This window comes from Bacteroidales bacterium (genome assembly GCA_021648725.1).
Lineage (GTDB): Bacteria > Bacteroidota > Bacteroidia > Bacteroidales > JAADGE01 > JAADGE01.
This window is the reverse complement of sequence record JAKISF010000052.1, coordinates 1-13396: the sequence shown is the minus strand read 5'-3', so window position 1 is coordinate 13396 and position 13396 is coordinate 1. Positions and strand designations below refer to the sequence as shown.

The following is a 13396-nucleotide window of genomic DNA, read 5'->3' as shown; positions in this document are numbered from 1 at the left end:
ACTTACCCCCTATATATACCGTAAAAATAAATACTATTTTTAAAAAGCAAAATTTCAAAGAACTTTTTATTATATTTTTCTTATTTTTACACAGTTATGATTAATCCTTAACTAAACGACATTGATTTATTTATTATGATTGTAATTGCAGGGTTAGCTTCCTGTGAAGGACCAATCGGACCAATCGGAACAGACGGAGTTGACGGAGTTGACGGAGTTGACGGAACAGACGGTAATGCAAATGTGCAGACATATATCTATAATAACCCGGTATGGGGCAATGGTTCTGGTATGTATATTGATATGTCTTCTGTTTTAACCAATGAAATTATTCAAAATAATGTAATATTAGGATATGTAAAACATACTGGAGTTAGCTATGCTACTTTAATACCCGGAGATGTTTGGACAGGTTTAGTACACAGAAACTATACTATGTTTGTAAACGGTTCTCCTACTACATATTCTTCTGTACCCGAATATAATATTATGATTGTTTCATTAGAACTTGACGGTACTTATACTCCAAATGCAGATTTAAAAGAGATGGAATGGTTCAAAGTTGTAATTATAGAACCTACCAATATTACCACAACTGAAGGAAACGGTAAAAGCTTAAGTCCTAAACAAGCAATTTATAATGAATTAGAAAATGCAGGTGTAGATATCAATGATTATTATCAAGTTATGGATTATTATAATTTGGAATATTAATTCTATTTCCATTGTAAAAAAAGCTGCTTAGTTGAACTAAGCAGCTTTTTTTTAGATTTTAGAAATAAAAAAATCCCAAAGCTTATCATCGGGCGGATTTGCGGCAAGAATAATATTTTCTCTTTTTACAGGATGTAAAAACTCTGTTTTGTATGCATGCAAACAAATTCCTCCGTCAGGATTTGAACGCGGGAATCCATATTTTAAATCGCCTTTTATGTTACATCCGATTTTTGCTAATTGAGCTCTTATTTGGTGATGCCTTCCTGTATGAAGTTTTATTTCGAGTAAATAATATTTGTCTGATTTTATTTTTATTTCATAAGTAAGCATTGCTTTTTTTGAATTTGAAACTTCCTTATTATTTGCATAAGATTTATTTTGTTTTCTGTTTCTCACTAAATAATGTGTAATTGTATCTTTTTGTTTCGGAGGTTTTTTATCAACAATTGCAATATAAGTTTTATTAATTTCTTTTTCGGCAAACATTTTATTTATACGTGCTAATGCTTTGCTTGTACGCGCAAAAATTACAATGCCGCTTGTGGGTCTGTCTAAGCGGTGTGCTATTCCCAAAAAAACATCTCCGGGTTTATTGTGCTTTTGTTTTATATAATCTTTTATGTCATCAGCAAGAGTTTTGTCGCCGGTTTTATCACCTTGCACAATATCTCCCGGTTTTTTATTTGCGATTATAAGATGATTATCTTCATATATTATTTCAGGCATTTTAAAATTTTCTTCTGATAAATATTTCGTTTAGATGTTTTCTTGTTTCTTCAGTTTCCGTTTTCATTAATACTAAATGTACTTCTAAGCCTTTTTCGATATAACATTTCTTTTCGGCAACTAAAGTTGCATTTAACAGTTTTTTATAGAAACCTTCATGTTTTTTTGCAAATATATACAAACAAGTTTCAATTTTCATGTTAATAGCAACATTTACGCTTTTCTCAATTAAATCAAGAAGCAACATTATATTTGAACGATAATCTTTATGTGTTGCTAATCTCCATGAACTTCCTATTTTTATTTTTGTGTTTTTTCTGAAATTATCGGTTTCCTTTTTAAAATATTTATCGGTGTGAAGTCCGTTTATACCGTCAGAAGTCATTGAGTTTGTTCCTATAATCTTATCTGAATATTCAGCTATAATAGTTTTTGTATTTTTACTTTTATTTAAGTGCGGAAATAAATCTAATTTATTGTTTTGTTTTTTTGTTATTAATCCGGATTCGATAAATGCATTATGTGCTAACTCATGTATTTCTTCCAGCTTACTGTAATCTTTTAAAATTGAAATGCTGTAATCACTCTTCATGACTAACTTTTTTATTTTTTTAAGAAACAAATTTGCATCAATTTTTGTTTGCAGGCAAAATAATTTCGACTGTTGTTCCTTTTTTTTCTTTTGATTTTATAGTAATTTTCCCGTTTAAGATATTTGTAAGTTCTTTTGCAATACTTAATCCTATTCCAACACCTCTAAAGATATTATTTGAGTTTTCAAATTTTCTGAATAAATCGAAAACAAAGAGTAAATTTTTATCGGAAATTCCTATTCCGTTATCTGATATTATAAATATAATTTGATTGTTTTCTATTTTGTATGACAATTTAATTTCTCCTGAATCAGAAAATTTTACTGCATTTTCAAGTATGTAAGAAAATATTTTACTCAAAATATCTTTGTCGGTCTTTATTTTTATATCATTTTCTGCATCTTTTTTATATGAAACTAAAATTGGTTTCAGATTTTCTTCAATATTTTTTTTTGTTGATTCACACTGTGATTTCATAAAAGAATTAACTGCAAATTTCACAGGAGTTATTTTAAATTGTTTTGTTTGTAATTCAGACAACAGAATTATATCATCAATAGTTTTTAATAATTGCCTTAGGTTTTTATCAATAATTTCAAATTCTTTTTCGGCTTCTTTATTTTTTTCTGATAATAAATGTACAAAGCCAAGAACAGCATTCATCGGTGTTCTTATCTCGTGTGATATGTTTTGTAAAAAAGATGTTTTTAGTTCATCACTTTCTTTAACTTTTTTCAGAGCAATTTGCAACGACTTTGTCTTTTCCTCAACTAAATCCTGAAGCTTGTTTTGGTAGTTTTGCAGTTCTTTATTTTTTTCAAAAAGTTTTTGTTTTTCAACATTCAGTAAGAATCCGCTTTTAAAATTTTTATATCTTAAATTATTTTGAATTCGGTTAATTGAAAAACCTACTATTATCATTATAAAAACATTAATAAAAGGTAATAGCTGTTCTTTTGTAGCAGAAAAGAAAGAGAACAGAACTATAAAAAAAAGAATGAAAGGGATAAGATAAATTAAAATTGTATAAACTAAGTTTGTGCGTATTTCAAGAGAAACTATAAAAATAGCCGTAATTATGCTTGAAATACTTATTGATTCTGTTTCGGAGTTAAGATGAATTAGGTATTTAGCAAACATCATTGCAAGAAGTGTTGCTAACAGGAAGTTATATAAAGATGTTAATAAAGATTTTCTTTTGAAACGTTTTAAGTTTCTCAAACTGATTAATATACCCCCGATTAATAAAGGCGGTATTCTTGTATATATGGCATTAACATTATTTCTGATAAAAACATCGGATATACAAAGGAATAATAAAAGAAATATACTGATAATAACTACAGAATTAATTCTTTTTTCAGTTATATCGTTTATATAATTTCGATACCTTAATCTGTATATATCAGATTCTTTTTTCATACAATATTGAATGATAATATGTTATATGCGAAAACCTGTAATGTGTTAACTTGTTGAATATATGACAAATAAGATTTAAAAGCAAATTTATTACATTAAAGGATATTTTTTAGTGCTGAAATATACAATTTTGAGTTAAATTTGATAAAAAAATTAAGCTATGTCGGAATCGGAAAAAATTAATTTCAGAACTGTAATAAAGCCTGTAAATTTTGATTTTGAGATTTCTTATAAGTCAAAAACTATGTTTATCGGTTCTTGCTTTACTGAAAATATCGGAAAAAAGTTGACGGAATCTAAGTTTAATATTGATATAAATCCTTTCGGAATTTTATACAATCCTGTTTCAATTAAAAACTCACTTGATATTCTTTTAGAAAAAAGAATTTTCACTAAAGATGATATTTTTTACCATAATGAACAATGGCACAGTTATTTTCATCATAGCAGATTCTCAAAAGATGATAAAAATAAAATATTGGATGATATTAATGTTAGAATTAATAATTCTTCTGAATATTTGAAAAATGCCGATTATTTGTCTATAACTTTTGGAACTTCTTGGATATTTGAAAATATAGAATCAGGTAATGTTGTTTCAAATTGCCATAAAGTTCCGGCAAAGATGTTTAAAAGACGATTGCTGACAGAAACTGAAATTTCTGAAATATATTTTGGTTTATTAAATCGGCTTAAAGAATTTAATCCCGAATTAAAAATTATTTTTACCGTAAGTCCTGTAAGACATTTGAAAGACGGTTTTGCACAAAACAGTTTAAGTAAATCATTATTAAGGACAGCAACCGAGAGGATTATAAACGATACGGAAAACTGCTGTTACTTTCCTGCATTCGAAATCATGAATGATGATTTGAGAGATTACCGTTTTTATAATTCAGATATGTTGCATCCAAATGAACTTGCAATAAACTATATTTTCAACTATTTTAAAAGTTCTTTTTTTTCAAATGAAACGGTAAAAATATATAAAGAAATTAAGAAAATAATAAAAGCAAAACAACACAGAGCTTTTTTTCCGAATTCACCTGAATATAAAAAATTTGCAACGTATAATGTCAGCTTAATAGAAAAAATAAACAAAGAATTCAGTTTCATCGATTTCTCAGAAGAACTTTCATTTTTCAGAAACATCTAATAAAAAAGTCCGACAAAAATGCCGGACTTTAAAACCATAAAAACACCAAAAAATTATTTAAGCTACTATTACTTTTTCTGAAATTGATTATTTAAAAGATTTAGTAATCTTTATTTATTACCATATACGCAGATGTTTTAAAAAGGTTTCATTTTTTTTTGTTTTTTTTATTATTTTTTACCCTCCTAACTGTAACACCTTCAATGTGTGCACCTTACAAGACAAAAAAAATATCTGCAAATTGCAGACATTTATCAATTGAACTTAATTACTTATAATTTATTTTAATATTATTTTTTGTATTATTGATTGTTCATCATCAAAAGTTATTCTTACCATATACATTCCTTTCTTTATATCTCTTATATCTCCTAATTCAACAAGAATATTATAAGGAACATTTGTTTCATTGTTAACAGTTTTAATATTTTGTCCTAAAATATTCATTACCTCAACTGATTTGATTACTCTGTCAGATCTGACATAAAACTTATTATTTGTAACAGGATTAGGGTAAATCAAAACATCATAGTTCGGAATAAATCCGACTATAGTCGTTTTTCCATCTGAAAATCCTTGTGCTTTTGCAGAGTATGAAGCAAAAACAGAAAAAAATAAAAATGCTGAAAATAATATTTTAGTAATTTTATTCATATGCTCAGTTTATTGTACGATGAAAAACAAATAATGTTTCCACAAATTAAAAATGTTTTTTTAATATTTTATCTAAATCACTTTTTGTATCAACAGAAATACTTTCAACATCAGTATAATCAAGTGCAATTTTGTAACCATTCTCAACCCATCTGTTTTGTTCTAAAGATTCTGCTGTTTCTAATTTACTTTGTTTTAATTTTGTTATTTCTTGCAAAACTTTGCTTTTATACGCATAAATTCCTATATGTTTTAAAAAGTTATGTTTTAAATGCCATTTTTCTCTTTTCGAATCTCTTATAAACGGTATCGGAGATCTGCTGAAATAAATTGCAAAATTATATTTATCAAGAACGACTTTCGGTTTGTCAGAATTAAAAATATCTTCATTATTATCTATCTTTTTTACCAAACTTGCTATTTGAGTATTCGGCTTTTTAATCAACTCAATTACTTTTTTTAATTGTTCTTTTTCAATAAAAGGTTCGTCACCTTGAATATTTATAACTGCATCAAATTGTTTGCCGGAACTTTCTTCAAAAAGCAACAATGCCTCTGCACATCTGTCGGTTCCGCTTTTATGGGCATTCGATGTCATTACATAATTACCTCCAAATTGTTTTACCGTATCTGCAATTCTATAATCGTCAGTAGCAATAATAACATTATCAATAACATTAAAAACTCTTTCATATACTCTTTCAATCATTGGTTTTCCTCCGATATCAATAAGCGGTTTTCCCGGAAACCTAACAGAAGAATATCGGGCAGGTATAATTGCAAGTATTTTCATAAGCATTAAATTAATTCACTAATCTAATATGTTTTACAAAAATATACTATATTTTTACACCAATTTGATTTTTTCTGATAAAATTAGCAAATTTGTAAATTATTTAAAATTGTGTGTAAATAAAAATGACGGTACAACAAATAAAACAAAGATTCGGAATAATAGGCAATTACCCCGGATTAAACAGAGCAATTGATATTGCAATGCAAGTAGCTGCTACCGATTTATCCGTATTAATTTCGGGTGAAAGCGGAACAGGAAAAGAAATGTTCCCTCAAATTATACATCAATTAAGTGCAAGAAAACACAACAATTATATTGCAGTAAATTGCGGTGCAATTCCGGAAGGAACTATTGACTCTGAACTTTTCGGACATGAAAAAGGGTCTTTTACCGGTGCCGTTAAAAGCAGAAAAGGTTATTTTGAAGAAGCAGACAAAGGAACTATTTTCTTAGATGAAGTTGGAGAATTGCCGCTGTCAACTCAAGTAAGATTACTGCGTGTTCTTGAAACCGGAGAATATATTAAAGTAGGTTCTTCGCAAGCAATGAAAACGGATGTAAGAGTTGTTGTAGCAACAAATGTTAACCTGCAAAAAGCAGTTCAAAAAGGAAAATTCAGAGAAGATTTGTATTACAGATTAAATACAGTTCCGATTACTATTCCTCCTTTAAGACACAGAACAGAAGACATACACCTTTTGTTCCGAAAATTTGCACAAGATTTTTCGGAAAAATACAGAATGCCGCCGGTAAAACTTGACGCAGAAGCAAAAGTTTTGCTCGAAAACTACAGGTGGAAAGGAAATGTCAGGCAATTAAAGAATATATCGGAACAAATTTCAATAATAGAAGAAAACAGATTAATTAATGCAGAAACAATAAAAAAATACCTTCCTGAAGAGTATGATCAATTACCTATGGTCTATGAAGGCTCTGTGAATAAAGAAGATTTTGCAAATGAACGAGAAATTTTATACAAAATTCTTTTTGATATGCGAAATGAAATTAATGAATTAAAAACAATAGTAAGAGGATTGGCACAAAATTCAGAAAACAGAGTTAATATTTCCGATAATTTCTTAAGAGAAGAACAAAGGATTAATAATGTATCGGATAATATTTTTAATGTAAAAGATGATTTTGTGCAAACCCCGGGAGAAAAAGATAAATTTGATAAACGAGAAGCCTTTATTGAAGATACAGAAGAAATTGTTGAAGAATCTTTGTCTTTAAAAGATAAAGAAATTGAATTAATCCAAAAAGCACTAAATAAACACAGAGGTAAAAGAAAATATGCAGCATTAGAGCTGGGAATTTCGGAACGAACTTTGTATAGAAAACTTAAAGAGTACAATATCAATACATAAAGTAATGAAAAAAAATTTATTTATTGTTTTATTATTCAGTTTTACAATTATAAGTTCTTGCGGAATTTATAGATTTTCAGGTGCGTCATTACATCCGGATGATAAAACAGTAACAATAAAATTTTTTCCTAACAGAGCTGCTATTGTTAACCCTAATCTAAGCCAGCTGTTTACAGAAAGTTTAAAAGACAGATTTATTTCTCAAACAAATCTTGAATTGGTAGATTTTAACGGAGATTTAATGTTCGAAGGCGAAATTGTTTCATACAACACAAAGCCTGTTGCGGTAACACAAAGCGAACAAGCAGAATACAACAGATTAACAATTACCGTAAGAGTAAAATATACAAGTGTAAATAATGAGAAGTATAATTTTAACACCTCATTTTCAAGATATGACGATTATTTAAGTTCTGAATTATTAACAGATGTTGAAGACGGTTTAACCGAAATAATTGTAAAAGAACTTATTGATGATATATTTAATAAATCAGTTGTAAACTGGTAAATTTAATGAATAAAAGTTATGGAAATTCAAGATTTTAAAGATTATATCGCTGACCCGGTAAAAATAAAAGAAGAAGATTTTGACAAAATAAAATCTTTGTTAGAAAAATATCCGTTTTTTCATTCAGCTAATTTGTTATTTATTAAGGCTGCACATAATGTAAGCAAAGAAATTTATGACTCTGCCATAAGTCGAATTTCTGCATCTGTTCCTAACAGAGAAATTCTGCATGAACTTATTATTCTTAAAGAAATAAAAGTAATTCCCGTTAAAAAAGAAGAAAAAGAAAAAGCAGAGGAAAGTCAAACAAGAAAAGATATCAGAAAAAGGATTCAGAAAAGAAGAACAAAAAGAAGAGTTGATAAAGGAGAATCTCTTAAAGAAAACGGAAAACCTAAACATGAATCATTAATCAGAAATTTCTTCGAACCTATTATTTCAAAACTGCTGAAATCTCCCGAAGATTATTCTGTTGTTGTCAGTAAAGATGAAACAACCGATATTGTTACTGATAACAAAACAACTGAAGTTTCCGTTGCAGATAAAAGAGAACAAAAAAGAATTGAGCGTGAAAAACGAATGACCGAAAAAAGAAAACTTCGAGCCGAGCAAACTTCTGATGAAGACAGAGAAAAAGCCAGAGCAGAACGTGAGAAAAAGAAAATTGAGCGTGAAAAAAGAATGGCTGAAAAAAGAAAGCTTCGAGAAGAACAAACACCAAAAGAAGGTAAAGAAAAAAATAACGCAGAACGAGAACAAAAGAAAGCCGAAAGAGAAAAAAGAAGAGCAGAAAGAAAAAAATTAAAAGAAAATGATACTCAAAAAATTGATGAAAAAATCAAAGACAAAAAAACTGAAGAAATAAACGATGAAATTATTATTGAAACAGAATTACCTGAAAACATTGATATAAAAAGTGAAGATAAAAGTTCAGAAAAAAACAAGGATAATGAAAAAGATCCTTTCACAAAAATAATATCAATACCCTCAAAAGATGACAAAAAAGACAGCGTTCCCGAAATTAAAAAGGAAAAAGATGAGAAAATTGAAATAAAAACTGAAAAAGATATTAAAAGCAAAAAAGACAAAATAAAACCCGAAAAAGAACACATTATTGTTGAAGAAATAAAAACAGCTGATGACACTTTTGAATCAGATAATGAAGGACTTGCAATTGACAGCATTTACGATAAAATAATCACCTCAAAAAAACAAAACCCAACGGAAAACAGTAAACCGTTCGTAAAAATAACTGATGATATCTCTGATTTAACTTCCTATAACGAAGAAACTAAAGAAGATAAAAAAACTGAAACCGAGATAAAAATTGATTCGATTACAGATAACAAAAAAGAAACAGTTACCGATGAAATAAAAATAGATACGGTTACCGAAAAAGGTAAAGGCGAAATTATTACTGATATTATCTCAGAAGATAAAAAAGAAACGCTTACAAACGAAATAAAAATTGAAATTGAAACCAAACCGGCAAGTGAAGAAATAAAAATAGAAACAGAAGTAAAAGATGAAATAAACAACGAAATAAAAACAAAAAAGAAGGAAGAAATTTCAATAAAAACAGATGATACCGGCATTAAAGACTTAAAAGATGAAGATATAGAATTTATTGTTGAAAACACAACTGATTCATCTGAAATAAAGATTGTTACAGAAGATAAAGATAGCAGCAAAATTATAATTGAAGGCTCAAAAGAGGAAGCCTTTGAGTTAATAGAAAAGAAAGAAGATGCAGTTTCGGATAAAAAAACAGAAATTAAAACTGAAAAAGTTGCTGATGTAAAAAAAGACGAAAAAGAAGCTAAGCAAAAAACAGATACAGAAAAAGAAAAGAAGAGAAAAATTGCTGAAGCAAAAGCTGCAAATGATGTATTTGCCAGAATTGCCGCATACAAAAATAAAAAGAAAAATACAAGTCAAAAAGAAGAAACAGTAACAGAACCCGAAACAAAAAAAACTGACGATTTAATACAAAAATTTGTTGATAAAAAGCCTTCATTAAAAAGAAAAGAAATTGATGATTCCGAAAATATTGACATTTCTGAAGAAAGTACAAAAATAAAAAAGCCCGTAACTACTGAATTAATGGCAAGTATTTATATCAATCAGGGAAAATATGACCAAGCAATCGAAATTTATGAGAAATTAATTTTGAAAAATCCGGAAAAAAAGGATTACTTTGCAGCCAAAATTAATGAAACTAAAAATTTAAAATAAAATATTGATATGTTAACATTAGCAATTATACTTATTATAGCAGCAAGCGTATTATTAATTCTTATTGTTTTGGCACAAAACTCAAAAGGCGGAGGTTTATCTTCAACTTTCGGAAGTTCCGGCGGACAAATGGGCGGTGTTGTTCAAACAAATAAGTTTTTAGAAAAAACAACTTGGACACTTGCAATTGCATTAATTGTTTTTAGCATAACCGCAAGTGTTGCTATTCCCAGACAAGAAGAAAGTGCAGAATCAAAAGCTCAAAAAGCCCTAAAAGAGTTAAATCAAATGGAAACAACTCCAAATATTTTATCTCCCGAGCAAATCGAAGGCTTAAATAACGAAGAAAATAAATAAAAACATTTCTCAAAACTTTTTAAACATGTCAGTAATAATTATTTGCCGGCATGTTTTTTTATGCGTTATATTTTATTAATTTCAAACCTGTTTAAACAAATTTAACATTCGAATTATTTTTTTGCTAAACACATGGAAAAAGATATAATAAATACAAAAGATATTATTTTCATTATTAATCCCAATTCAGGAAAAAAGCAAATTCACAGAATCATAAATCAAATCAAAAACCATAAATCTGAACTATCATTCTTTATAAGCAGTTCATATCAAGATTTTTTCAAATTTACAGAACAGAACATACAAAAATATAAAGTATTTGTTATTGTCGGCGGCGACGGAACAATTAACAGTTCAATAAATTTATTTTATAAATATCCCGATAAAATTTTGGCAATTATTCCTGCCGGTTCCGGAAACGGTTTTGCAAAAGAAACCGGATTTAAAAAAGATCTTAATTCACTTGTTGAAGATATTGTTGAAGGAAAAACAATTGAAATTGACATTCTTGAAGTAAATGGAAAAAAATTCGTTAATGCTTTCGGAATAGGATTTGACAGCATTGTGGCACACGATTTTGCAGGCAGAAAAAAACGCGGACTTGTAAGTTATACAATATCTGTGATAAAATCGATATTTACGTTTAAGCCTTTTCTTGCCGAAATTACATTTGAAAACAATACAATTACAGGTAAATTCAATATGGTTGTTATTGCAAATACCTCTCAATTCGGCAATAATGCTCGCATTGCACCGTCGGCAAAACCTAACAGCAATAATTATGTTGCGGTGCTTGTAAAACCTTTTCCTGTTTTCATATATCCGGGGTTTATTATCAAGCTGTTTACAGGAAAATTAAAAAACTCAAGATATATTGAATTCAACAACAATTCATCTGAATTGATTATTAAAACTTCATTCCAAAAATATCATATAGACGGTGAACCTATGCTTAATAACGGAATTTATAATATTAAAATTTCAAGCAGAAAAATAAAATTTATTAAAACAAAGTCCTGTAAATTATAAATTCGGAGAACTCTTATCTTTTTCTTACAATTAAAATTTCGTTATCAGAAAACTCCATCCAAGCAAGGTCATAGATATAAAAAAACAACTTCCCTCTAATGTTTTTTAAAATATGAGTATGATATTTAAAATTAAACTTCTTTTTGTCAAGTATCAATCTTTTAACTTTTCTCTGTACGGAATTTTTTCCTAAAATCTCAAGTAAAATTGATCTGTTTCTTGCTAAAATTTTATTAATTTCCCTTACTTCAACATTTGTTGCTCTCCTTAATTTCAAATGATATTCAGATTTACAATAAACCGAACAGAATATCTTATCGCTTCTTCCAAAAATCGGCTCTTTACACATTTTGCATTTTCGTTGCATCTTTTTATTTTTAATTTCAAAGATACAGTTTTTATTTTAATACTTTAACCGTTATTATCGGTTATTAACTGTTATATTCTTTTAATTATGTAATTATTTTATAATAAGCATATAAAATAGTAACTTATTCTATATTTTTGGAAATTTAAACATGAAAATTCCAATAAAGATGAAAGTTGTTATTTACAATCCGAGAATAAATGCGAAAAGAATTAAAATCTACATCCCTTATAAAAGGTTTGATTTTCGTAAAAAAGTAAAATCTTTAAATTCAAGCTTTTGGCATCCTTCACAAAAACTTTGGTCAATAATAAACACCAAAGAAAATTTAAACTACTTAAAGAATATTTTCGGAAACGAGTGCATTATAAAAGAAGAAATTGCACCGAGAGAAATTAAGAGCAGAAAGTTATCAGAGTCAGGAATTGAAGCATTAAACAACTTGGAAAAAGTTTTGACCTTGAAAGGAATGAGCAAATCAACAATTAATACATACAAAAATATGCTTACGGTATTTTTTTCAAGATTTATGAATTCGGATGTAAAACAGATAACGAAAGAACAAATTGAAAGTTTTATTTATCAACTTATAAAAGAAAATAAAATAAGTGAAAGTTATCAAAACCAGATAATTAATGCAATAAAAGCATACTATGAATACGTTTTGGAAATTCCCAGGGAATATTATGAAATCAGAAGACCGAAAAGAAGCGTTACAATTCCTAATGTATTAAGTGAAGAAGAAGTAATGAAAATCATACAAAGCCCTGACAACCTTAAACACAGAGCAATACTTTGGACAATTTACAGTGCGGGATTAAGAATATCTGAACTTACGAACCTGCGAATTGCAGATATTAATTCAAAAGACGGATATATTTATGTAAAAGATTCAAAAGGAAAAAAAGACAGAAAAACAATATTATCTGAACACCTTATTATACTGTTAAGAAAATACTACAAAAGCTATAAGCCCTCATATTGGTTATTTGAAGGGCAAACAGGCGGAAAATATAGTGTGTCGAGCATTCGATATATTTTCAGAAGAGCCGTTAAAAATACAAATTCAAATCCGTGGGCAACAGTTCACACTTTAAGGCATTCATTTGCAACACATTGCATTCAAAACGGAGTAAATATGCGTCATATACAAAATATGCTTGGGCATAACAATCCGAAGACAACTGAGATTTATACAAAAACAATTGAAATTAATAATAAAAAGATTACAAGTCCTTTGGATAATTTATTAAAAAATAATAAATTAGATGCCTAAATAAAAAACATACAACTACAGTCGATATAAACGCAATAGAAAAGTCTGGTGGTTGTGTTTATACACACGTTATCGTGCAATAAGTCACTGAAGTTTGTTTATATCAACTTAGACTTATTGTTTTCTTAATTTCATTTTCTCAGCTGTCTGCGAATTAAACAACTTGAAAAATTATCGGTAAAATATAAATTCC

At 28.2% G+C, this 13396-nt stretch carries 14 protein-coding genes; 8 read left to right on the top strand and 6 right to left on the bottom strand.

Annotated elements, in window-relative coordinates; genetic code table 11:
• Positions 1–135: 135 nt before the first annotated feature.
• Positions 136–714 (top strand): hypothetical protein, encoded by a 579-nt coding sequence (locus L3J35_13295; protein MCF6367160.1) that lies wholly within the window; start codon positions 136–138, stop codon positions 712–714.
• Positions 715–765: 51 nt separating this feature from the next.
• On the opposite strand, the gene L3J35_13290 is transcribed toward L3J35_13295, so the two are convergent.
• Genes L3J35_13290 through L3J35_13280 form a run of 3 tightly spaced genes read right to left on the bottom strand, consistent with a single transcriptional unit; the run spans position 766 to position 3458 of the window.
• Positions 766–1443: an RNA pseudouridine synthase gene (locus L3J35_13290; protein MCF6367159.1), complete on the bottom strand. Its 678-nt coding sequence runs from the start codon at positions 1441–1443 to the stop codon at positions 766–768.
• Position 1444: 1 nt separating this feature from the next.
• Complete coding sequence (locus L3J35_13285; GenBank protein MCF6367158.1) at positions 1445–2035, bottom strand: hypothetical protein; 591 nt, start codon at positions 2033–2035, stop codon at positions 1445–1447.
• Positions 2036–2072: 37 nt separating this feature from the next.
• Positions 2073–3458: a HAMP domain-containing histidine kinase gene (locus L3J35_13280; protein ID MCF6367157.1), complete on the bottom strand. Its 1386-nt coding sequence runs from the start codon at positions 3456–3458 to the stop codon at positions 2073–2075.
• Between the two features lie 160 nt (positions 3459–3618).
• Between L3J35_13280 and L3J35_13275 the strand changes: the two genes are divergently transcribed.
• Positions 3619–4614 (top strand): GSCFA domain-containing protein, encoded by a 996-nt coding sequence (locus L3J35_13275; protein ID MCF6367156.1) that lies wholly within the window; start codon positions 3619–3621, stop codon positions 4612–4614.
• Between the two features lie 279 nt (positions 4615–4893).
• Here L3J35_13275 and L3J35_13270 read toward each other — a convergent pair whose 3' ends face one another.
• Positions 4894–5268: a T9SS type A sorting domain-containing protein gene (locus L3J35_13270; protein ID MCF6367155.1), complete on the bottom strand. Its 375-nt coding sequence runs from the start codon at positions 5266–5268 to the stop codon at positions 4894–4896.
• 46 nt (positions 5269–5314) lie between these two features.
• Positions 5315–6061, bottom strand: a complete 747-nt coding sequence (kdsB, locus tag L3J35_13265) for a 3-deoxy-manno-octulosonate cytidylyltransferase (GenBank protein ID MCF6367154.1) — start codon at positions 6059–6061, stop codon at positions 5315–5317.
• A gap of 125 nt (positions 6062–6186) precedes the next feature.
• On the opposite strand from kdsB, the gene L3J35_13260 reads away from it, so the two are divergent.
• The 5 genes from L3J35_13260 (at position 6187) to L3J35_13240 (ending at position 11560) form a co-directional block, all read left to right on the top strand.
• The gene (locus L3J35_13260; GenBank protein ID MCF6367153.1) at positions 6187–7431 is read left to right on the top strand and encodes a sigma-54 dependent transcriptional regulator; all 1245 of its coding nucleotides are present in this window, start codon (positions 6187–6189) and stop codon (positions 7429–7431) included.
• 4 nt (positions 7432–7435) lie between these two features.
• Positions 7436–7939, top strand: coding sequence for an LPS assembly lipoprotein LptE (lptE, locus tag L3J35_13255; GenBank protein ID MCF6367152.1), 504 nt, complete (start codon positions 7436–7438; stop codon positions 7937–7939).
• A gap of 18 nt (positions 7940–7957) precedes the next feature.
• Positions 7958–10174: a hypothetical protein gene (locus tag L3J35_13250; protein MCF6367151.1), complete on the top strand. Its 2217-nt coding sequence runs from the start codon at positions 7958–7960 to the stop codon at positions 10172–10174.
• 9 nt (positions 10175–10183) lie between these two features.
• Positions 10184–10531 (top strand): preprotein translocase subunit SecG, encoded by a 348-nt coding sequence (gene secG / locus L3J35_13245; protein ID MCF6367150.1) that lies wholly within the window; start codon positions 10184–10186, stop codon positions 10529–10531.
• Positions 10532–10663: 132 nt separating this feature from the next.
• Positions 10664–11560 carry a YegS/Rv2252/BmrU family lipid kinase gene (locus L3J35_13240; GenBank protein MCF6367149.1) on the top strand — a complete coding sequence of 299 codons (897 nt, stop codon included), beginning with the start codon at positions 10664–10666 and terminating at the stop codon, positions 11558–11560.
• A gap of 13 nt (positions 11561–11573) precedes the next feature.
• On the opposite strand, the gene L3J35_13235 is transcribed toward L3J35_13240, so the two are convergent.
• Entirely contained in the window at positions 11574–11927 is a 354-nt protein-coding gene (locus L3J35_13235) for a hypothetical protein (protein ID MCF6367148.1), read from the bottom strand.
• Positions 11928–12078: 151 nt separating this feature from the next.
• Here L3J35_13235 and L3J35_13230 point away from each other — a divergent pair, with 151 nt between their 5' ends.
• Positions 12079–13203, top strand: a complete 1125-nt coding sequence (locus tag L3J35_13230; GenBank protein ID MCF6367147.1) for a site-specific integrase — start codon at positions 12079–12081, stop codon at positions 13201–13203.
• The last annotated feature ends 193 nt before the right edge of the window (positions 13204–13396 follow it).